Genomic DNA, 21,245 nt, shown 5'->3' with positions numbered 1-21,245 from the left:
GTCTGTACGGCACCGGACCTGAGCCGCCGTCAGCCCACCGAACGCGGCAGCCGCAGACTCAGCAGTCCCGTCAGGACGATCAGTCCGAGCTGCGCCAGCAGGGTGATCACCAGGGCGTCCCGCATCCCCGTCGCGGCGGTCAGCGAGAGGAAGAGCGAGCCCAGCGTCGCCACCCCGAGCGCCAGTGCGGACTGCTGGCCGGTGACCATGACTCCGCTGCCCACCCCGGCCCGCTCCGACGGGATGTCGGAGAGCACGATCCGGATGATGACCGGCAGTTGGAGGCCCTGGCCGAGACCGGCCAGCGCGACGCCGGGCAGCAGCTCCGGCACGCCGACCGAGGGCCAGCGGTTCCAGAGGGCGAGCACCAGCAGGGCGACGCCGATCATCTGGAAGACCGCGCCCGTCGTCACCACCAGGCTGCCGTAGCGCCGTACCAGCCGAGGTCCGGCCAGCGAGGCGGCGAAGAACGTCACCGCCATCGGAACCAGCGCGATGCCCGCCGTCACCGCTCCCATGCCGAGGCCCTGCTGGAGCGCGATCGCGATCACGAACATGAAGCCGCCGAAGCCGATCGAGAACGGCAGCAGCAGGGTCAGTCCGCGGCGGAGCGTGACCAGCGCGAGCAGGCTCGGCGGTACGAGCGGCGTTCTGCCCTGACGGTCGGCCCGCCGCTCCACGCGGACGAAGGCGTACGCGGCGGCCGGGAACGCGGCGAGCGAGATCCATGTCCAGACCGGCCAGCCGGCCGCCCGGCCCTCCGTGAGCGGCGCCAGCAGCGTCACCAGCGAGACGGCCAGCAGAATCGTTCCGGGTGTGTCGATGGGCGCGGGCCGCTGGGAACGGGTCTCCGGCACCGAACGGAACGCCAGGACCAGGCCGAGCAGCGCGACCGGCACATTGACCAGGAAGATCGCGCGCCAGCCGCTGCCCGCGATGTTCGCGGAGACCAGTACGCCGCCGAGGATCTGGCCCGCCACCATCGAGAGGCCGGCGGTGGCGCCGTACAGACTGACCGCCTTCGCGCGGCGCTGTCCGCCGGTGGCGGCATGGATCGTGGCCAGGACCTGGGGCAGCATCAGCGCGGCGGAGGCGCCCTGGGCGACCCGGGCGCCGACCAGGGTCCAGGCGTTGGGCGCGATGCCGCAGACGAGCGAGGTGAGGCCGAAGGCCGCCATGCCGGCCAGGAAGAGTCTGCGCCGGCCGAACATGTCGCCGAGCCGGCCACCGAGCACGAGCAGCACGGCGTACGAGAGCCCGTATCCGGCCACCACCAGTTCGAGGAGGGCGGGACCGGCGGCCAGATCGTGGTCGATGGTCGGCAGGGCGACATTGACGATGAAGAAGTCGATCAGTGGAAGGGACGCGCCGACCAGCACGGTGAAGAGACCGAGCGTGCCGAGCACCGAACCATGGTCATGGACGACGACGGGGGATCCGCCGGAGGCCCCGGCCGGAGCGGCCACGCCGGCGGCCGGGGCAGCCGCCGGGGCTGTCGCCGCGTCCGGGGTGTTTTTCGCGGAAGCTGTACTCACGGTTACCACGATCACGCGCTACTCACCCTGGTACCAGAGTGTCTTTATCCTGGTACATGAACTACCCGGCACGGACCGGAAGGCCCGCCGAGATGCCCGGAAGTCCCGCCGAGATGCTCAGGGCGACACAGAACAGGACATTCCGTACACTGGTGATCACGGCCGGTGACATGGTCGGGCATCGATGAGCGGCTTGGGAGTGCGGCATGAAAGCAAGCAAGGGTGACCGCCTGGTGATGCACGGCAGGGTGGTCGGCAAGCACGACCGCGTCGTGGAGATCGTGGAGGTACTGGGGCCGAACGGGACACCGCCCTTCAAGGTACGCGGTGAGGACGGCCATGAGTCGATCGTCTCGCCGGGGCCCGACTCGGCGGTGGAGTCGCGCGGAAAGCACAGGTGAGACGACGTACGCGGGTGAAGCGACGTCACTGAGGCGTCCGTGAGGTGCCGGCGCCCGTGAAGCGCCGGCGAAGGCCGGGCGGTGGGACCGGAGAGGTGGGACAACGGTGGGACAAGGAGCACACGCGGTGCGCGCCTTACGCGCGCACCGCTCGTCATGTGCCCGGGCCGTCCGCTCGGGTCCGTCCGGCCCGGTCCATCCGCTCAGCCTGGTATCCACGGGGCTCATCCTGGTACCCACACCACCTGGCAACGGTCCGGGACATACGGCACGCTGGGAGGATGACCACGGCTGTACAGGAAACGGACATCCGCCGCCATGAGCTGGCCGCCTTTCTGCGCAGCCGCCGTGAGCGCATCATGCCCGAGCAGGTCGGTCTCGCCCGCGGGAGCCGGCGCCGTACGCCCGGACTGCGGCGGGAGGAGGTCGCCCAGCTCTCCGCCGTCGGTGTCACCTGGTACACCTGGCTGGAGCAGGCCCGCCCCATCCAGGTCTCCGCGCAGGTGCTCGAAGCGCTCGCCCGCGGGCTGCTGCTCGACCGCAGCGAGCGCGCGCATCTCTTCGCGCTCGCGGGCGCCGTCGATCCCGCTCCCGGGACGCCCTGCCCGACCGTCACGCCCGCGCTGCGGCGGATGCTGGAGCGTCTTGAGCCCTACCCGGCCTGTGTGCAGAACGGGCGGTACGACATCCTCGCGTACAACCGCACCTACGGGCACCTCATGTGCGATCTGGACGCGCTGGCGCCCGAGGACCGCAATTGCATGTGGCTGGCCTTCACCAACGAGGATTGGCGCTCCGCGCTCGGCAATCGCGACGAGACGATCCGGGTGATGGCGGCCAAGTTCCGGGCGGCCATGGCCGAGCATCTCGCGGAGCCCGCGTGGAAGACGCTGCTCGGCCGGCTGCGGTCCGCCTCCTCGGAGTTCCGGGAGATCTGGGAGCAGCACGAAGTGGTCGCCGTCGGCGACAAGACCAAGCGGTTCGTCAACGCCCGGGTGGGACAGCTCAATCTGGAGCACACCAACCTCTGGCTCGGACCGTCCTCGGGGCCCCGGCTGGTCAGCTATGTCCCGGTGGACGACGAGTCCAGGGCCCGGCTCGACCGCCTCTACGATCTGGTGCCCGCGCTGGTCTGAGCGCCGGCCGGCTCCAGCCTTTCCGCCGTGTGCCGCGCGGTTCCGCGGGCCCATGCGCCGCTGGTCAGCGCGCCGACGACCAGGACGCACAGACCGCAGGCGGTGATGATCCACCAGGCCGGCCGGCTCGCGTCCGTGAAGCTCGCCGTGTAGGCGGCGGAGGAGGCTGCGCCGACCACTCCGCCCGCCAGCACCGCGCCGATCACCGCGACACCGAGCGTCCCGCCGATCTGACGGCTGGTGGAGGCGACGGCGGCGGCGACGCCCGCCTGGGAGCGCGGCATGCCGGAGACGGCGGTATTGGTGATCGGCGCGTTCACCATGCCGAAGCCCAGGCCGAACAGGACATAGCCGGTGAACAGCAGCGCGTTCGTCGCCTCCGCGTCGCTCGTGCCGAACAGCAGGCCGCTCGCCGTCATGGCGGTACCGGCGACCAGCAGCGAGAGGCGCGGGCCCCGGCTGCCGACGAGCCGGCCCGACAGCGGCGCGCAGAGGAAGGTCAGGGTCGCCATCGGCAGCATGTAGAGCCCGGCGTGCAGCGCGGACAGTCCGCGTACGTTCTGGAGATAGAGCGTGTTGAGGAAGAGGAACCCGCTGAGCGCGGCGAACGAGCAGACGGCGATCACGGTCGCCCCGCTGAAGGGCGCGCTGCGGAAGAACCGCAGATCGATCAGCGGCTCCGCACGCCTCGGCTCGTACAGCACGAGACCGACCAGGGAGAGGGCCGAGACGGCGGCGAACGACAGGATGCGCGGTGAGGTCAGCCCCGCCACGGGCGCCTCGATGATCGCGTAGGTCAGCGCGCCGAGTACGCCGATGACCAGGAGCTGGCCCACGGGATCGGGTCGGCGCGGCTTCGGGGCACGGGACTCCGGCACGTAGCGCCAGGTGAGCAGGAGCGCGGTGAGCCCGATCGGGAGGTTGATCCAGAAGATCGACCGCCAGCCGACCGACTCCACCAGCAGCCCGCCGACCAGCGGCCCCGCCGCCATGGAGACACCGACGACGGCGCCCCAGGCACCGATGGCGCGGGCGCGCTCGCGTGGTTCGGTGAAGGTGTTGGTGATGATCGACATCGCGACCGGGTTGAGCATCGAGCCGCCGACGGCCTGCACCATGCGGAACGCGACGAGCGATTCGAGGTTGGGCGCGAGGGAGCAGAGCAGCGAGCCGAGTGTGAAGAGGACCAGCCCGGTCTTGAAGACCCGGCGGCGGCCTATCCGGTCGGCGGTGGAGCCCGAGAGCATCAGGAGCGAGGCGAGAACGAGCGTGTACGCGTCGATCGTCCACTGGAGCCCGGAGACGGAGGCGTGCAGCTCACGCTGCACGGAGGGCAGGGCGACATTGAGGACGGTGTTGTCCAGGCTGACGATCAGCAGGCTCATGCAGCAGATGGCGAGGACAAGGAGGCGCCGCCGGTGGCTCAGCTCGGGCATACGTCGATAGTACGACTAACTAATGACTCGGTCCTGCGCGAGTCATGCGGGACAATGGCGGGATGACCGCTTCACTCGCCGCGACCGCCACCGCCACCTCTCCGCTCGCCATCGGGCCGCACACCGTGTCCCCGCCGGTGGTGCTCGCGCCCATGGCCGGGATCACGAACGCGCCGTTCCGGACGCTGTGCCGTGAATTCAGCGGAGGCAAAGGGCTGTTCGTGAGCGAGATGATCACCACCCGGGCGCTGGTCGAGCGCAACGAGAAGACCATGCAGCTCATCCGCTTCGACGCGGCCGAGACCCCGCGTTCGATCCAGCTCTACGGGGTGGATCCGGTGACCGTCGGCAAAGCGGTCCGGATGATCGTGGACGAGGATCTGGCCGACCACATCGATCTCAACTTCGGCTGCCCGGTGCCCAAGGTCACACGGAAGGGCGGAGGTTCGGCGCTGCCGTACAAGCGCCCGCTGCTGCGCGCGATCCTGCACGAGGCGGTGTCCAACGCCGCGGAGCTGCCCGTGACGATGAAGATGCGCAAGGGCATCGACGACGATCACCTCACCTATCTCGACGCGGGGCGGATCGCGGTCGAGGAGGGCGTCACGGCGATCGCGCTGCACGGCAGGACGGCCGCGCAGCACTACGGCGGTACGGCGGACTGGGACGCTGTCGCACGGCTCAAGGAGCACGTCCCGGAGATCCCGGTGCTCGGCAACGGCGACATCTGGTCGGCGCGGGACGCGCTGCGGATGATGCGCGAGACCGGCTGTGACGGAATCGTCGTGGGACGCGGCTGCCTGGGCCGCCCCTGGCTCTTCGCCGATCTGGTCGCGGCCCTCGAGGCCGCGGAGGCCGGGACCGGAGACCGCGAGGCCGCTCTGGCGCGCCCGGCGCTGCGCGAGGTCGCCGCCGTCATGCGGCGCCACGCCGAGCTGCTGGGGGAGTGGCTCGGGGACGAGGCGCGCGGCGTGATCGACTTCCGTAAGCATGTGGCCTGGTATCTGAAGGGCTTCTCGGTCGGCTCGCAGCTCCGCAGGGAACTGGCCGTCACCTCGTCCCTCGCCGAGCTGGACACGCTGCTGTCGGGGCTCGATCTCGACCAGCCGTGGCCCGACGGCGCGGACGGGCCGCGCGGCCGTACGTCCGGCAACAACCGGGTCGTCCTGCCGGACGGCTGGCTGAAGGACCCGTACGACTGCGCGGGCGTCGGCGCGGAGGCCGAGCTGGACACCTCGGGCGGCTGAGCGCTCCGACGCGGCCGTCGCCCGTGTCTGTGGCTCGTGGCCCGTGCCTGTGGCCCGTGACCGTTGCCGCCGGGCGCTCCGACGCGCCCTGGGCCCGTGCTAGGCCGCCGGGCGCGGCGGCTGGGGTGTGACGTCCGGGCCCGCCTGGCGCTCCAGCGGCGCCGCCGCCGCGGAGTTGCTCACACTGAAGGCCACGCTGCCCGCGCGGTAGCGGTCGTCCGTCCACTCGATCGGTCGGCCCGCGGCCGTGTAGGTCAGATGGCGCTGGCGCAGCAGCGGGCTGCCCCGGCGGACTCGCAGCAGCCGCGCGTCCTCGCTGCCCGCCGCGACGGCGTCGATCAGGTGCTCGCCGTAGTGGGCGACGATGTCCGCGTTCTCCGCGATGCTGTTCATGATCGACACGACATCCTCGGGCAGCGCGCGGACGACCGGTGCCACCCAGTCCGTGTACGCGGTCCGCTCGACCATCACCGGCTCGCCGTCGAGCCGGCGCAGCCGTACGACGTACAGCACCTCGCTGCCCGGGGCGACTCCGAGGCGCGCGATCTCCTCGGCGGTGGCGGCCCGTGCGGTACGGCTGAGGATGCGGCTGGAGACCTCGGAGCCCATCGCCTGTGCCCACTGCGCGAAGCTGTTGAGCTGCTGGAAGCTGTGCCGGCGCTCCTGGCGCAGTACGACACGCCGGGCTCCCTGCCGGGAGCCGATCAGCCCGTCCGAGGCGAGCAGCCCCACGGCCTGCCGTACGGTGCCGCGCGAGACCGACCAGCGGGCCGCGAGATCGCTCTCCGAGGGCAGCCGGGCGCCGACCGGATACTCGCCGCCCAGGATCGACTGCCGCAGCGCCTCCGCGATCTCCAGATACCGCGAACTGCCCACGCCTGCCCCCATCGAATTACGGAACTGTGCACAGGTGCGCCTACCCGCCGCGGACCTGCCCTTCACTCTAACCGTATGTCCCGCCAGGGGTCCGGCCCCCAGGATGTCCCCTTGATCGCTAATTCTCCTCGAAAAGCTGTGCTGACCAGCTAGTTGCGCGAGATGGTCTTCCTCGGGTCGTGCCGTCATGGCCATGAGTCGTTCACTTCCGAGTCATTTGGACCGGGCGAACTGATCCCAGCTTGTATGAACAAGTGACACCCTCTCTTCGCTCCGGGAGACACCGCGTGACCCGAATCCGCGTCCGCGCCAACGGCCGGCTGGCAGCCGCCCTGGCGCTCAGCACCGCCGCACTCACCGTGCTCACCGCCTGTGGTGCCGCACCCGAGGAATCCGCCAAGACCGCCGACTCCGCCGCCGCCACCTCCGCCGCCGACTTCGGCGGACTGAAGGACCTGGTCACCGCCGCCGAGAAGGAGGGCGAGCTGAACGCGATCGCCCTTCCGCCGGACTGGGCGAACTACGGCGAGGTCATCAAGGCGTTCGAGGCCAAGTACAAGATCAAGGTCAACAGCGAGAACCCGGACGGTTCCAGCTCCGACGAGATCGCCGCCGTCAAGTCCCGCAAGGGCCAGGACCGCGCGCCCGACGTCCTCGACCTCGGTATCGCCTTCGCCCGCAGCGGCGCGGCCGAGAACCTCTTCGCGCCGTACAAGGTCGAGGCCTGGGACAAGATCCCCGACGCCCAGAAGGAGAAGGACGGCCGCTGGTTCAACGACTACGGCGGCTATGTCTCCATCGGCTGTGACGCCTCCCGTATCAAGACCTGCCCGGAGACCTTCGCCGATCTCCTCAAGCCCGAGTACAAGGGCAAGGTCGCGCTCAACGGCAACCCCACCAAGTCCGGTTCGGCCTTCGGCGGCGTCTACGCGGCGGCCCTCGCCAACAAGGGCTCCTTCGGTGACATCCAGCCCGGCATCGACTTCTTCGGCAAGCTGAAGAAGAACGGCAACTTCATCCCCGTCGAGTCCACCCCGGCCACGGTCGAGAAGGGCGAGACGCCCATCTCCATCGACTGGGACTACCTCAACGCCAGCTACGCCGACCAGTTCAAGACCAAGGGCGTGGACTGGAAGGTCGCCATCCCGAGCGACGGCGTCTACGCGCAGTACTACTCGCAGGCCATCAACAAGGACGCGCCGCACCCGGCCGCCGCCCGCCTGTGGATGGAGTTCCTCTACAGCGCCGAGGGCCAGAACCTCTGGCTCAAGGGCTACGCGCGTCCCGTGCTGCTGCCCGCCATGACCACGGACGGCACGGCCGACAAGACCTTTGTCGCCAAGCTCCCCCAGGTCGAGGGCACGCCGACCTTCCCCGAGTCCGCCGAGCTGGACAAGGCCAACGCCACCCTCGCCGAGAACTGGGACAAGGCCGTCTCCTGATGACCGCCCCCACCCCGACCGTCTCCACCCCGCCCGTGGTGGGCGCCGCCGACGGCAGTCGCCGTCGGCGGCGGGCGCCGCGCGTCTGGCTCGGCGCCCTCCCGCTGCTCGTCTTCGCCGGACTCTGCTTCGGACTGCCGGTCGGCGCCCTGCTGTACGGGGCCGTCACCAGGGACGATCCGGCCACTGGCGGCACCGCCCTGACCGGCGAGCACCTCCAGCGCTCCCTCCAGGGCCCGTATCTCACCTCCCTCATCGGCAGTGTCGAACTCTCCGCGCTGACCGCCGTGATCGGCACCGTGCTCGGGATGCTGATCGCCCAGGCCGTCGTCACCTCGCGCGGTACCGTGCTGCGCAACGGCGTGCTCACCGCCTCCGGGGTGCTCGCCAACTTCGGCGGTATCCCGCTCGCGTTCGCGTTCGTCGCCACCCTCGGTATCTCCGGTGTGGTCACCCAGCTCGGCCATCTCGACGATCTCGGCTGGAATCTGTACTCCTTCACCGGACTGACCATCATCTATCTCTACTTCCTGGTGCCGCTGATGGTGCTGGTCAGCGTGCCCGCGCTGGACGGTCTGCGCCCGCAGTGGCGGGAGGCCGCGCAGAACGCCGGAGCCACCTCCTGGCAGTTCTGGCGCCATGTCGGACTGCCGGTCCTCGCGCCCTCGCTGCTCGGCGGATTCGTCCTGCTCTTCGGCAGCGCCTTCGCCGCGCACGCCACCGCCGCCGCGCTGGTCGGCGGCTCGGTCCCGCTGGTCACCCTGAAGATCGCGGACGCGCTCTCCGGCAACGTACTGGTCGGTCAGGAGAATGTGGCGCTCGCGCTGAGCCTCGACATGATCGTGATCGCCGGCCTGGTCATGGCGGTCTATCTGCCCCTCCAGCGACGGAGCACCCGATGGCTGCACTGACCCCCACCGCCACCCCGGCAGCGCCCGCGCCCGCCGCTCCGAGGAAGGCACGGGACGGCGGGGCCGCGCGTGCCCGGCGCCGCCCGCGCGTCTGGCGCGGTGCCGTGCTCTTCCTGGCCGGGCTCTACTTTCTCGTACCGCTCCTGTCCTCGTTCGTCTTCACGGTGCGCATTCCCGGGCAGGGCCTCACCTTCGACGCCTACACCGGGATCCTCTCCGCCGAGGGCTTCACCGAGAGCCTGCTGCTCTCGCTCGGGCTCGCCGCGGCCACCATCCTTCTGGCGCTGCTGCTCACCGTGCCCGCCCTGGTGGCCGTACGGCTCGGTGCGCCCAGGCTCGCGCCGCTCGTCGAGATCGTCTGCATGCTGCCGCTGGTGGTGCCGCCGATCGCGCTGGTCACCGGAGTCACCACGGTGCTGCGCTGGGGCCCGGACCATCTCTCCCGTACGCCGCTCTACCAGACGTTCCTCGCGGTGCAGAACGAGTCGTTCCCCGTGGTGCTCGTCCTCGCCTACACGGTGCTCGCCCTGCCGTTCGTCTACCGCTCGCTGGACGCCGGGCTGCGCGCCATCGACGTACCGACGCTGGTGGAGGCCGCGCGCAACTGCGGCGCGAGCAGGCCGTATGTGATCCTGCGGGTCATCCTGCCCAACCTCCGCTCGTCCCTGGCCGGTGCCTCCTTCCTCACCCTGGCGCTGGTGCTCGGTGAGTTCACCATCGCCTCGCTGCTCGGCTTCCGGCCCTTCGCGGTGTGGATCGTCACCGTCTCGGGCGCCGAGGCGCGGATGTCGGTGGCCGTGTCCCTGCTCAGCCTGCTGATCACCTGGGCGCTGCTGCTGGTCCTCTCCCGGGCGGGAACACGTGCCTCCTCGGCCGCCGCTCCGGCCCCTCCGGCCGCCTCCGCCCCTTCCACCGCTCCGGCCCCCGCGGCCTCTTCCGTCTCCGGCAAGGAGTAGACCCCCATGTCATCCACCTCCACAGCGACCGCCGAGCGGCCGGAGCGGGCCACGGCCACCGGCGCCCTGGTCGAATTCCGCGGACTGCGCCGGGCCTTCGGTGCCACCGTCGCCCTCGACGGCCTGGATCTGACGGCCAGGCCGGGCGAGCTGCTCGCCCTGCTCGGACCGTCGGGCTGCGGCAAGACCACGGCGCTGCGGGTCCTCGCCGGCTTCGAGCAGCCGGACGCGGGCGAGGTGCTGGTGGACGGCGAGGACATCACCCGGGTGCCGGCCAACCGGCGCGACGCCGGCATGGTCTTCCAGTCGTACAGCCTCTTCCCGCACCTCAACGCGCGCGACAACGTGGCCTTCGGGCTGCGGGTACGGAAGGTGTCCGCCGCCGAGCGGCGCGCCCGCGCCGCCGAACTCCTCGATCTGGTCGGACTGCCCCAGCACGGCGACCGCTTCCCGCACCAGATGTCCGGCGGCCAGCAGCAGCGTGTCGCGCTGGCCCGCGCGCTGGCGCTGCGCCCGCGCGTCCTGCTGCTCGACGAGCCGCTCTCGGCGCTCGACGCGAAGGTGCGGCTCACTCTGCGCGAGGAGATCCGCCGGCTCCAGCTCTCGCTGGGCATCACCACCATCTTCGTCACCCACGACCAGGAGGAGGCGCTCTCCATGGCCGACCGGGTGGCGGTGCTCAACGCGGGCAGACTGGAACAGTGCGCGCCGCCCGCCGAGCTGTACGAGCGGCCCGCCACGCCGTTCGTCGCCGAGTTCGTCGGTGCGATGAACCGGCTGCCCGGCCGGCTCACCGACGGCGGACTGGTCGAGGTCGCGGGCGCCGAACTGCCGGTGGACGGCGAGATCCCGGCCGAGCGTGAGGTGGAGGTGCTGATACGGCCCGAGAACATCCTCGCCACCGCCGATCCGGCCGGTACGGCCACGGTCGTCTCCGCGTCCTTCTTCGGCTCGGTCACGCGTGTGCTGCTTGATCTGCCCGGCGGCGGCTCGGTCAAGTCCGACGTACCGTCGCGGGACGCCGGCGCGCTGACGCCGGGCGTGCGCGCGACGGTCGCGCCGGCGCGGCGCCCGGTACTCGTGGTGCCGGCCGCGGGCAAGGGCGCGTGAGTACGCCGGAGGTGAGCACGAACGGCGAGGTGAGCACGGACGAGGTGAGCCCGCCCGGGGCGGTGCTGCCCGAGGCGGTGCTCTTCGACATGGACGGCACGCTCGTGGACACCGAGGTGCTGTGGTGGGAGACGGCGGACGAGGTCGCGGCCGGTCTCGGCCACCGGCTCACCGACGCGGACGCGCCGCAGGTCGTCGGCCGGGCGGTCGCCGACACCGCCGCTCATCTGGTCACGGTCAGCGGCGGCGGGTGCGCCGAGACGGTCGCCGCCGAACTGGCCGGGTCCTTCTTCCGGCGGGTGGAGGCGGGCGTGCCGCTGCGGCCGGGCGCCCGCCGGCTGCTGGCCGAGCTGGAGGGCGCCCGGGTGCCGTTCGCCCTGGTGAGCGCGTCACCGCGGGCCGTGGTGGACTCGGTGGTCGCGGGCTCGCTGGCCGGTGTCGGCTTCGCCTTCACGCTCTCGGCCGACGACACCGTACGGACCAAGCCGCACCCCGATCCCTATCGCGCGGCGGCCGAACGGCTGGGCGTCGGGCCCGGAGCGTGTGTCGCCGTGGAGGACTCGCCCGACGGCAGCGCCTCCGCCCAGGCGGCCGGCTGCGCGGTCCTGGTGGTGCCCTCGCTGCTGCCCGTGGAGCCCGCCGACGGACGGTACTTCGCGGACAGCCTGGAGGAGGTCGACCTCGGTGTGCTGAGCGGCTGCGCTCCCGGGCGCGGCCCGCACCGGTGACGGACCGTTCGTAACGGGCCATCCGTCACGGGTGTGTTCATCGCACCGGAAGACCGTCCGGATCCTGGAATCACAGTGCCGACCGAAGCGTGATTCTCGCCACGTTTGATCGGCGCTCGGCTCATATGAGCTTGATGTGGGTGGCTGCACTACTGGAAGGGGTGGCGCCTGGCGCCACCCTTTTCGTGTTCACTTTCTGAACTCAGACGTCGATGTCTTCGCTCATATGAGCATCTCGTGTCATGGGCGGGTCATGTCCGCTTCGAGGGGTGAAGACGCGGGACAGGGCCACCCGGCCCCGGGCCACTTTCGATCTGGTGGCGGACGGGTGGTTAAGGCCGTATGACAGGCAAGTGGACGTACCCAGGTACCTTCGATCTGGGTATGTTCCTCGCCGTCAGGGCAGCCACCGCGTCCTCGAGGAGTCGAGACCCGTGTCGGAAAACATTGATCCCCACTCAGCCTCAGCCGAGAAATTCGTCTATGACTTCACCGAGGGCAACAAGGATCTCAAGGACCTGCTCGGCGGCAAGGGCGCCAATCTCGCCGAGATGACCAACCTCGGGCTGCCTGTTCCGCCGGGATTCACCATCACCACCGAGGCCTGCAACATCTACCTCGACAGCGGTACGGAACCGGCCACCCTGCGCGAGGAGGTCAGCGCGCACCTCGACGCCCTCGAACGGACGATGGCCAAGAAGCTCGGACAGCACGACGATCCGCTGCTCGTCTCCGTACGCTCCGGCGCCAAGTTCTCCATGCCCGGCATGATGGAGACCGTCCTCAACGTCGGCCTCTCCGACGCCTCCGTGGCGGGTCTCGCCGCCCAGGCCGGGGACGAGCGCTTCGCCTGGGACTCGTACCGCAGACTCATCCAGATGTTCGGCAGGACCGTGCTCGGCATCGACGGCGCGCTCTTCGAGGAGGCGCTGGAGGAGGCCAAGCAGGACAAGGGCGCCGCCACGGACGTGGATCTGGCGGTCGAGGACCTCAAGAAGCTGGTCGAGCGGTTCAAGAAGATCGTCACCCGGGAGGCGGGCCGCGACTTCCCGCAGGACCCGCGCGAGCAGATGGATCTCGCGATCCGCGCGGTCTTCGAGTCCTGGAACACCGACCGGGCCAGGCTCTACCGCCGCCAGGAGCGCATTCCCGGCGATCTCGGCACGGCCGTCAGCGTCTGCTCCATGGTCTTCGGCAATCTCGGCCCCGACTCCGGCACGGGCGTCGCCTTCACCCGCGACCCGGCCAGCGGCCAGCAGGGCGTGTACGGCGACTACCTCCAGAACGCCCAGGGCGAGGACGTCGTCGCGGGCATCCGCAACACCGTGGCGCTCGCCGATCTGGAGGCCATCGACAAGAAGTCGTACGACCAGCTCATGAGCATCATGGAGACGCTGGAGACGCACTACCGCGATCTGTGCGACATCGAGTTCACCATCGAGCGCGGCCAGTTGTGGATGCTCCAGACCCGGGTCGGCAAGCGCACCGCCGGCGCCGCCTTCCGGATCGCCACCCAGCTCGTCGACCAGGGGCTGATCGGCGAGGCCGAGGCGCTCCAGCGCGTCAACGGCGCCCAGCTCGCCCAGCTCATGTTCCCGCGCTTCGACGAGGACGCCAAGCGGGAACTGCTCGGACGCGGGATCGCCGCGTCGCCGGGCGCGGCCGTCGGCAAGGCGGTCTTCGACTCGTACACCGCCATCAAATGGTCCAGGTCGGGCGAGAAGGTCATCCTCATCCGCCGGGAGACCAACCCCGACGACCTCGACGGCATGATCGCCGCCGAGGGCATCCTGACCTCGCGCGGCGGCAAGACCTCCCACGCCGCCGTCGTCGCCCGGGGCATGGGCAAGACCTGTGTCTGCGGCGCCGAGGAGCTGGAGGTGGACACCAAGGCCCGCCGGATGACGGTGAACGGGACCGTTGTCGAGGAGGGCGACGTCGTCTCCATCGACGGCTCGACCGGCAAGGTCTACCTCGGCGAGGTGCCCGTCGTCCCGTCGCCCGTGGTGGAGTACTTCGAGGGCCGGATGCACGCCGGCGCCGACGACGCCGACGAACTGGTCGAGGCCGTCCACCGGATGATGGCCTACGCGGACCGCCGTCGCAGGCTGCGGGTGCGCGCCAACGCCGACAACGTCGAGGACGCGCTGCGCGCCCGGCGCTTCGGCGCCCAGGGCATCGGACTGTGCCGTACGGAGCACATGTTCCTCGGCGAGCGCCGCGAGATGGTCGAGAAGCTGATCCTCGCCGACACGGACGACGAGCGCGAAGCGGCGCTCGGCGCGCTCCTGCCGCTCCAGAAGAAGGACTTCATCGAGCTGTTCGAGGCGATGGACGGGCTGCCCGTGACGGTCCGGCTGCTCGATCCGCCGCTGCACGAGTTCCTTCCCGACATCACCGAACTGTCCGTACGGGTCGCGCTCGCCGAGGCCCGCAAGGACCACAACGAGAACGATCTGCGCCTCCTCCAGGCCGTGCACAAGCTCCATGAGCAGAACCCGATGCTCGGTCTGCGCGGGGTACGGCTCGGGCTGGTCATCCCGGGGCTGTTCGCCATGCAGGTACGGGCCATCGCGGAGGCCGCCGCCGAACGCAAGAACGCCAAGGGGGATCCGCGGGCCGAGATCATGATCCCGCTCGTCGGTACGGTCCAGGAGCTGGAGATCGTCCGCGACGAGGCCGAGCAGGTCATCGCCGAGGTGGAGGCCGCCACCGGCGTCGAACTCACCCTGGCGCTCGGCACGATGATCGAGCTGCCGCGTGCCGCGCTGACGGCGGGGCAGATCGCGGAGGCCGCCGAGTTCTTCTCCTTCGGCACGAACGATCTCACCCAGACCGTCTGGGGCTTCTCCCGCGACGACGTGGAGGCGAGCTTCTTCACGGCGTACCTGGAGAAGGGCATCTTCGGCGTCTCGCCGTTCGAGACGATCGACCGGGACGGTGTGGGCGCGCTCGTACGGAGCGCGGTGGAGGCGGGGCGCGCCACCCGGCCCGGACTGAAGCTGGGCGTCTGCGGTGAGCACGGCGGCGACCCGGAGTCGGTGCACTTCTTCCACGAGGTGGGCCTGGACTACGTCTCCTGCTCGCCGTTCCGTATCCCGGTGGCGCGGCTGGAGGCGGGCCGCGCGGCGGCGGCCTCGGCGGGCAGCGACTCGCGGTAGGCGGTCGCCGCCGGACACGGACCCCGGAGCCGGTCGCCGGTCACCCGACCCTCGCCGACCCGGCGGGCGGCTCCGGAACACGATGAAGGGGCGGGTGCCCGTGCGGAGGCGCCCGTCCCTTCGTCGATTCTCCGCCCATTCGGCGGGCACACGTTTTCTTCAAGCACATTGAGTAATGCCTTACGGGCGGCTCCTCCGGCACGGTGGAGCACGGCCGGTGGATCCCCACCCACCGACCGCGCTCCCTTTTCGAGAGCCGGACATGGAGCCGCAACCCCGACCGACCGCCGCCGGGCGGGCAAAGCCCCCCACGGCCTTCGCCGCGCCTATTCGGCCGTCCGGGTTTCATGCCCGACGCGGTACAGCTTTTCGGTTGGGACGTACCGGCCGCGATGCGTTTCAACTGTGGCTGAAACACCGTGGTAACCGGCTGTGATGGCATGCATACTCGGTGTCGGGGGAGATTGTGGATGCAAACAGGTGGGGATTCGATGCTGCGTATTCATTTCACCGGGAAGGACCTCGGCGGGGTCCGGATGGCCGCCGGTCCCGATCCGCTCTGGGAAACGATTCTCAGTTTTCATCGAATAAGGGATCGGCGAGGTCCTCTTGCCTTCGGGGAATGGCGCAAGGAAACGCGGGCCAGGTTGAAAGGCGAAACAGCACCGATCTCCGCCCTGGTGCCACGGCGCGGCTATTTCCCGGATTTCCTGACGCCCGCCGAAGGGCGGGCCGGTTTGGAGACGGGCCTCGACGCGCTGCGCGCCACCCCGCCCGAACGGGTCCGCGCCGAGCTCGCCCTGCTCGCGGTCGAGCGGGCCGGGGCCGGCCACCACGGGGACGGTCACGGGGGCGGCCCCGGGCCCGGGGCCGCCCGGCTCGGCGCGCTCGTCGACGCGCTGCGTACGTACCACCGGGCCGCGATAGAGCCGTACTGGCCGCACATCCGCGCCAGGACCGAGGCGGACCGCGCGCTGCGCGGCCGGGCCCTGCTCGACGGCGGCGCCGACGAACTCCTCGGCACGCTGCCCCCGATGCTGCGCTGGCGCTCCCCGGTGCTGGAGGCCGACTATCCGGTCGACCGCGAACTGCGCCTGGACGGACGGGGGCTGCTCCTCCAGCCGTCCTTCTTCTGCCGCGGCACACCCGTCGTCCACCGGGACCCGACGCTGCCGCCCGTGCTGGTCTATCCCGTGACGCACTCCGACGCGCCGGCCGTCAATGAGCGCCCCGGGCCCTCGCTCGGCCGGCTCGTCGGCCACACCCGCTCGGCGGTCCTGCGGGCCATCGGACACGGCTCCACGACCAGCGAACTGGCCCGCAGGACGGGGGTGTCACTCGCCTCCGCGAGCCAGCACGCCTGCGTGCTGCGCGAGGCGGGGCTCGTGGTCACCCTGCGCCACGGCAATGCCGTACTGCACACCCTCACACCACTGGGCGCCGCCCTGCTGAGGGGCGGCGCCACCGCGGACGGGCGCTCCGCGCGGAAGAGCGACGGGCGTTACGCGCGGAACGGCCCGGTCACCTCGTAGGTGATACCGGCCGACGAACTGCCGCTGGTGCCCCGCTGGCTGGAGAAGTAGAGCCGCTTGCCGTCGGGCGAGAAGGCCGGTCCGGTGATCTCGGAGCCGGACTGGCCGCCGATCCGCAGGAACGGCGCCACGACGTCGTTCGGTGTGATGACGCAGATCTCCATGTTCCCGCCGTCCTCGGAGACGAAGAGATCGCCGGACGAGGAACCGGTCACATTGTCGACACCGGTCAGCGGCGCCGTACCGGACACCAGCGAGTCGTCGTAGGCCAGCTCGATGGTCCCGGCGGCCACGTTGTACTGCCAGACGCGATTGTCGCCCTTGGTGGTGAACCAGCAGGTGTCGTCCGCGTAGTAGCAGCCCTCGCCGCCGTTGAAGCGCTTGGCGCCCGAGACCTGGTTACGGGTGGCGGTGGCACCGGTGGGGTCGGGCACGGTCTTCCAGGTCACCGGGCCGCTGGTGGCCGTACCCGCGACGAGCACCTCAAGACGGCCCGACGACAGATCGCCCCAGATGGTGGGGGTGAAGCGGTAGAAGCAGCCGTCCGTGGTGTCCTCGGTCAGATAGATCGTCTTGCGGACCGGGTCGGCCGCGGCGGCCTCGTGCTTGAAGCGGCCCATGGCGTCCCGCCGTACCGCCGCCTTCGCGCCCCACGGGTCGGTCTCGTAGACATAGCCGCGGTCCACCTCCTCGCAGGAGAGCCAGGTGTTCCACGGTGTCTTGCCGCCCGCGCAGTTCTGCCGGGTGCCGGAGAGGATCCGGTACGCCCCGGTGATCGCGCCGGTGGCGGAGAAACGGACCGCGCTCGCGCCGCCCGACGGGTCGATCTCCGAGTTGGAGACATAGATCCAGCCGGTGCCGTCGGCGTAGCAGGCGCCGCCGTCGGGCGCGCTGTGCCAGGTGTACGACGTGCCCGTGACCGGCTGCCCGGAACGGGCGATCACCCGGCTGGTGAAGCCGGCGGGGAGGCGGATGTTGTTGGCGTCCGCCGCGCCGAGTGCTCCATAGGGGCCCGCGCCCGGCTGGGCGGGCGCGGCGATGGCCGCTCCGCGCCACAACGTGCCGCCGAGTGCGGCGGCAGAAGTGCCGATGACCGCTCCGCGCAGGAAACTGCGACGTTCCACTGGTCGCTCCATGGGGGTGTGGTGACCGTCCCGAGGCGCCGGACGGCGCCACGGGGTCGCACGCCGCAGGAGCCTAGGGGCCGCGCATGGCCGGTGGTTGAACGGGTGGTGAGGCGAAGCCGAGGCATGGGGCCCCGGATCGCCACGGCCCGGAGTGGCGTACGGAGGGGGCATGTCCTGATGTGGCGTACGGCGTCGGTCTGCCCGGGTGGGGCGGCAGGAACACGTGCGGTACCCGGATGCGCGAACTCGTGCCACGTCCGTTGACGAACACCACCTCCGCCTCTACGTTCCGAACAGCGCTCTCGAAACTTTCTGTGAACTTTCCGAAATCACATGAGAGAGGGACGATCGTGAGAAAACCTCGGATCTTGTCCGGAGTCGTGACAGCCGTCTCGGCCCTGACCGCGGCGACCGTCGCCCTGGTCGGACTCGCCGCCCCCGCGCACGCCGCGGATCCCGTCCTGCGGGACCTCGCCGCGACGAAGGGCGTCTACTACGGCACCGCCGTCACGTCCTCCAAGCTCAGCGGTACGTACGGAGCCATCACCGGCGCCCAGTTCGACTCCATCACTCCCGCCAACGAGATGAAGTGGGGCACGGTCGAGCCGAACCGCGGCAGCTTCAGCTGGGCGGGTGCCGACCGGGTGGTGAACTTCGCGGAGGCCAACGGGCAGCAGGTGCGCGGGCACACGCTCGTCTGGCACAGCCAGATGCCCAACTGGCTGGCCAACGGCTCCTTCAGCAACACCGAGCTGCGCACGATCATGAACGACCACGTCACCACCGAGGTCACACGCTACAAGGGCCGGATCGACCACTGGGACGTCGTCAACGAGCCCCTCAACGAAGACGGCACCATGAGGACCAGCAAGTTCTACACGCAGCTCGGCGAGTCGTACATCGCCGACGCCTTCCGTGCCGCGCGCGCCGCCGATCCCGCCGCGAAGCTGTACATCAACGACTACAACACCGACGGCACGGGCCCCAAGAGCAACGGGATGTACTCCCTGGTCCAGCGGCTCAAGGCGCAGGGCGTACCGATCGACGGCGTCGGCTTCCAGGGCCATCTCATCCTCGGCCAGGTACCGGCCACGCTCCAGGCCAATCTCCAGCGCTTCGCCGACCTCGGTGTGGAGGTGGCCATCACCGAACTCGACATCCGGATGACGCTGCCCGCCACCGCCGCCAAGCTCGCCCAGCAGAAGACCGAGTTCAAGGCCGTCACCAACGCCTGCCTCGCCGTCGCGCGCTGCGAGGGGGTCACCGTCTGGGGCTTCACCGACTCCGACTCCTGGATCCCGGACGTCTTCCCGGGAGAGGGCGCGGCCACGCCGTACGACGCCGGCTTCCAGCCCAAACCGGCGTACTACGGGATCGCGGAGGCGCTCGGCTGGACCGGGGACGGAGGCGGCGGCGACCCCGGTGATCCCGTACCCACCACCGGGTGCGCCGTGACCTATGCCGTCCAGAGTCAGTGGAACACCGGCTTCACCGCCGCCGTGACGGTCAGGAACACCGGAAACTCGCCGGTCAACGGCTGGACCCTGCGCTGGACATGGCCCTCGGGCCAGAGCGTGACCCAGGCCTGGAACGCCACTGTCAGCCAGTCCGGCGCGCAGGCCACCGCCGTGAACGTCGCCCACAACGCGGCGATCGCGCCCGGCGGCTCGGCCGGCTTCGGGTTCAACGGGGCCTGGAGCGGCGGCAACACCGCGCCGGGCGCCTTCACCCTGAACGGGGCCGCCTGCACGCTCGCCCTGTCGTAGCGGCTCGCGGTAGCGGTCGGCGCCTGTACCCACTCGCACCTCGCCCGTCTGCTCGTCTGCTCGTCCGCCGATCCGTCTGTCCGATCCGTCTGCTCGTCTGTCCGGACGGCGGCCTCGTCGCCGTCCGGACAGCGGCTCGTGATCGGGCCGAGGGCACGAGCGCGGTCGCGAACGCCCGTATATAGGCTGACGGCCGTGCCCGACATACCGCTGACCACGCTCGTTCTGCTCTGCCTCGCCGCCGCGGCGGCCGGCTGGATCGACGCCGTGGTGGGAGGCGGCGGGCTGCTGCTTCTGCCCGCGATGCTGCTCGGCCTGCCGCACGTCCCCGCCGCGCACATCCTCGGCACCAACAAGGCGGTCGCCATCGTCGGTACCTCGGGCGCGGCGGTGACCTATCTGCGGAAGGCTCCGGTCGATGTCAGGACGGCGGTACGGATCGGCCTCGCGGCCCTCGCCGGCTCGATGACCGGAGCCTTCTTCGCGGCCGGGATCAGCAGTGAGGTGTTCCGGCCGGTGATCATGGTGGTGCTGCTGGGAGTGGCGGCCTTCGTGGTGCTGCGGCCGTCCTTCGGCCGGGCCGCGCGCCCGGACGGTCCCGTCACCCGGACGCGTACCGTCATGGCGATCGTGCTGGTGGGCGGCGGGATCGGCTTCTACGACGGACTGTTCGGACCCGGCACGGGAACGTTTCTTGTGCTGGCCCTCACTGCTGTGCTCCATCTCGATCTGGTGACGGCCTCCGCCACAGCGAAGATCGTGAACGTCTGCACCAACGCCGGGGCGCTCGCCATGTTCGCCCACCAGGGCACGGTGATGTGGCGGCTTGCGGCGCTGATGGCGGTGTTCAATCTGGCGGGCGGGATGTTCGGCGCGCGGACGGCGCTCAGGAAGGGCAGCGAATTCGTGCGCGGGGTACTGCTGGTAGTGGTGCTCTCGCTGGTCGCGAAGCTCGCCTTCGACCAGTGGACCGCGTGAGTCCGGGGCGTGCGGGTGTGTACGGACGGGGTGTGCGAATGGGTGAGTCCCGGGGGGCGTGTGGACCCCGTGGACCCCGTGGGCAGGGGCGCGCAGGGGCTATTTCACGCCGGTGAGATGGGCGTACGCCACGACGTTGCCCTTGTAGCCGGTCTTCTTCGAGAAGCCGCCGCCGCAGGTGATCACCCGTAGCTCCGGCCGGCCGGATGATCCGTAGACCTTTCGCTCGGGGAAGTCGGCGTTCTCGTAGACCTCAAGGGCGTCGACGGAGAAGACGGCGGTACGGCCGTCCGCGCGGGCCACTTCTATGCGCTCGCCCTTTCTGAGGGTGCCCAGCTTGTAGAAGACGGCGGGTCCGCGCGCGTTGTCGACATGGCCGGCGATGATCGCGGTGCCCTTCGCGCCCGGGGACGGGCCGTCCTTGTACCAGCCCGCGACATTGCGGACTCCGGCCGGCGGTACGTCCAGGCTGCCGTCGCGGTCCAGTCCCAGCCCCAGGAGCGGCGTGTCCACCTTTATTCCGGGGATCCGGAGCGCGACCGGAGCGGCGGACGACAGCGGGGCGGCGGCGGGTGCGACGCGGTGCGCGGAGTCGGGGCCGGAGCCGGAGTTGGAGCCGGATTCGGGGCCGGAGCTGTCGAAGGCCTCCGAGGCGGGCGGTGTCGGCGGAGTGACCTGCTTGGAGCCGTTTCCCATCAGCCAGACACCGATGCAAAGGGTTATGGCTATCGTCCAGCCCGAGCCGCCGCGGTGCCTGTTGCAGTAATGGCCGTAGCCCTGCTGGTAGTTGTAGCCGTACTTGCTGTTGTAGTTGTAGTCGTAGTCGCAGTCGTCCTTGCAGCGGCGACGGCCGCCACGGTAGAAGCTCATGAATCAGGTCCTCCGGATGAACGGTGCCCCTGG

The 21,245-nt window shown here is 70.4% G+C and carries 17 protein-coding genes; 12 read left to right on the top strand and 5 right to left on the bottom strand.

Annotated features, from left to right (window positions below; genetic code table 11):
• Positions 1-29 precede the first annotated feature (29 nt).
• Positions 30-1,466 carry an MFS transporter gene (locus BFF77_RS00355; RefSeq protein WP_066942533.1) on the bottom strand — a complete coding sequence of 479 codons (1,437 nt, stop codon included), beginning with the start codon at positions 1,464-1,466 and terminating at the stop codon, positions 30-32.
• Positions 1,467-1,741: 275 nt separating this feature from the next.
• Here BFF77_RS00355 and BFF77_RS00350 point away from each other — a divergent pair, with 275 nt between their 5' ends.
• Positions 1,742-1,936, top strand: coding sequence for a DUF1918 domain-containing protein (locus tag BFF77_RS00350; protein WP_066942531.1), 195 nt, complete (start codon positions 1,742-1,744; stop codon positions 1,934-1,936).
• Between the two features lie 281 nt (positions 1,937-2,217).
• Entirely contained in the window at positions 2,218-3,072 is an 855-nt protein-coding gene (locus BFF77_RS00345) for a helix-turn-helix transcriptional regulator (protein ID WP_066942529.1), read from the top strand.
• On the opposite strand, the gene BFF77_RS00340 is transcribed toward BFF77_RS00345, so the two are convergent.
• Positions 3,045-4,508: an MFS transporter gene (locus BFF77_RS00340; RefSeq protein WP_066942527.1), complete on the bottom strand. Its 1,464-nt coding sequence runs from the start codon at positions 4,506-4,508 to the stop codon at positions 3,045-3,047. The two genes, BFF77_RS00345 and BFF77_RS00340, sit on opposite strands and share 28 nt — an antisense overlap.
• 44 nt (positions 4,509-4,552) lie before the next feature.
• Between BFF77_RS00340 and dusB the strand changes: the two genes are divergently transcribed.
• A complete protein-coding gene (dusB, locus tag BFF77_RS00335; RefSeq protein ID WP_066942525.1) occupies positions 4,553-5,755 on the top strand; it encodes a tRNA dihydrouridine synthase DusB in 1,203 nt (400 codons plus the stop codon).
• Between the two features lie 99 nt (positions 5,756-5,854).
• On the opposite strand, the gene BFF77_RS00330 is transcribed toward dusB, so the two are convergent.
• The gene (locus tag BFF77_RS00330) at positions 5,855-6,631 is read right to left on the bottom strand and encodes a GntR family transcriptional regulator (protein WP_066942523.1); all 777 of its coding nucleotides are present in this window, start codon (positions 6,629-6,631) and stop codon (positions 5,855-5,857) included.
• A gap of 287 nt (positions 6,632-6,918) precedes the next feature.
• Between BFF77_RS00330 and BFF77_RS00325 the strand changes: the two genes are divergently transcribed.
• The 7 genes from BFF77_RS00325 to BFF77_RS00295 all read left to right on the top strand — a co-directional run bounded on the left by BFF77_RS00325 (position 6,919) and on the right by BFF77_RS00295 (position 16,471).
• On the top strand, positions 6,919-8,073 hold the full coding sequence (locus tag BFF77_RS00325; RefSeq protein WP_079124686.1) for an ABC transporter substrate-binding protein: 1,155 nt from the start codon (positions 6,919-6,921) through the stop codon (positions 8,071-8,073).
• Positions 8,073-8,984, top strand: a complete 912-nt coding sequence (locus tag BFF77_RS00320; RefSeq protein WP_066942521.1) for an ABC transporter permease — start codon at positions 8,073-8,075, stop codon at positions 8,982-8,984. The genes BFF77_RS00325 and BFF77_RS00320 overlap by 1 nt, the downstream gene beginning before the upstream one ends.
• Positions 8,972-9,940, top strand: coding sequence for an ABC transporter permease (locus tag BFF77_RS00315; protein WP_079124685.1), 969 nt, complete (start codon positions 8,972-8,974; stop codon positions 9,938-9,940). Before BFF77_RS00320 ends, BFF77_RS00315 begins: the two co-directional genes overlap by 13 nt.
• Before the next feature lie 6 nt (positions 9,941-9,946).
• Positions 9,947-11,050: an ABC transporter ATP-binding protein gene (locus BFF77_RS00310; RefSeq protein ID WP_066942519.1), complete on the top strand. Its 1,104-nt coding sequence runs from the start codon at positions 9,947-9,949 to the stop codon at positions 11,048-11,050.
• 44 nt (positions 11,051-11,094) lie between these two features.
• Entirely contained in the window at positions 11,095-11,778 is a 684-nt protein-coding gene (locus tag BFF77_RS00305; protein WP_066942612.1) for an HAD family hydrolase, read from the top strand.
• Positions 11,779-12,212: 434 nt separating this feature from the next.
• Entirely contained in the window at positions 12,213-14,939 is a 2,727-nt protein-coding gene (gene ppdK, locus BFF77_RS00300) for a pyruvate, phosphate dikinase (protein WP_066942517.1), read from the top strand.
• A gap of 491 nt (positions 14,940-15,430) precedes the next feature.
• Positions 15,431-16,471: an ArsR/SmtB family transcription factor gene (locus tag BFF77_RS00295; RefSeq protein WP_211280118.1), complete on the top strand. Its 1,041-nt coding sequence runs from the start codon at positions 15,431-15,433 to the stop codon at positions 16,469-16,471.
• Here BFF77_RS00295 and BFF77_RS00290 read toward each other — a convergent pair.
• Positions 16,441-17,595 (bottom strand): alkaline phosphatase PhoX, encoded by a 1,155-nt coding sequence (locus BFF77_RS00290; protein WP_066942515.1) that lies wholly within the window; start codon positions 17,593-17,595, stop codon positions 16,441-16,443. The genes BFF77_RS00295 and BFF77_RS00290 overlap by 31 nt on opposite strands.
• Before the next feature lie 383 nt (positions 17,596-17,978).
• On the opposite strand from BFF77_RS00290, the gene BFF77_RS00285 reads away from it, so the two are divergent.
• Positions 17,979-19,364: a glycoside hydrolase family 10 protein gene (locus tag BFF77_RS00285; protein WP_245702963.1), complete on the top strand. Its 1,386-nt coding sequence runs from the start codon at positions 17,979-17,981 to the stop codon at positions 19,362-19,364.
• A 195-nt stretch (positions 19,365-19,559) separates the two neighbouring features.
• A complete protein-coding gene (locus BFF77_RS00280; RefSeq protein ID WP_066942511.1) occupies positions 19,560-20,342 on the top strand; it encodes a sulfite exporter TauE/SafE family protein in 783 nt (260 codons plus the stop codon).
• A gap of 99 nt (positions 20,343-20,441) precedes the next feature.
• On the opposite strand, the gene BFF77_RS00275 is transcribed toward BFF77_RS00280, so the two are convergent.
• The gene (locus BFF77_RS00275) at positions 20,442-21,038 is read right to left on the bottom strand and encodes a class F sortase (RefSeq protein ID WP_066942610.1); all 597 of its coding nucleotides are present in this window, start codon (positions 21,036-21,038) and stop codon (positions 20,442-20,444) included.
• Positions 21,039-21,245: the final 207 nt, after the last annotated feature.

This window comes from Streptomyces lushanensis (genome assembly GCF_001700515.1).
Classification (GTDB): Bacteria; Actinomycetota; Actinomycetes; order Streptomycetales; family Streptomycetaceae; genus Streptomyces; species Streptomyces lushanensis.
This window is presented reverse-complemented; position numbering and strand designations above follow the sequence as displayed.

Excerpts from the sequence above, each read along its gene's own strand:
- BFF77_RS00295 (WP_211280118.1), top strand. The coding sequence starts at position 15,431 with ATGCTGCGTATTCATTTCACCGGGAAGGACCTCGGCGGGGTCCGGATG.
- BFF77_RS00275 (WP_066942610.1), bottom strand. The coding sequence starts at position 21,038 with ATGGGAAACGGCTCCAAGCAGGTCACTCCGCCGACACCGCCCGCCTCG.
- BFF77_RS00315 (WP_079124685.1), top strand. The coding sequence starts at position 8,972 with ATGGCTGCACTGACCCCCACCGCCACCCCGGCAGCGCCCGCGCCCGCC.
- dusB (WP_066942525.1), top strand. The coding sequence starts at position 4,553 with ATGCGGGACAATGGCGGGATGACCGCTTCACTCGCCGCGACCGCCACC.
- BFF77_RS00345 (WP_066942529.1), top strand. The coding sequence starts at position 2,218 with ATGACCACGGCTGTACAGGAAACGGACATCCGCCGCCATGAGCTGGCC.
- BFF77_RS00320 (WP_066942521.1), top strand. The coding sequence starts at position 8,073 with ATGACCGCCCCCACCCCGACCGTCTCCACCCCGCCCGTGGTGGGCGCC.
- BFF77_RS00310 (WP_066942519.1), top strand. The coding sequence starts at position 9,947 with ATGTCATCCACCTCCACAGCGACCGCCGAGCGGCCGGAGCGGGCCACG.
- BFF77_RS00350 (WP_066942531.1), top strand. The coding sequence starts at position 1,742 with ATGAAAGCAAGCAAGGGTGACCGCCTGGTGATGCACGGCAGGGTGGTC.
- BFF77_RS00340 (WP_066942527.1), bottom strand. The coding sequence starts at position 4,508 with ATGCCCGAGCTGAGCCACCGGCGGCGCCTCCTTGTCCTCGCCATCTGC.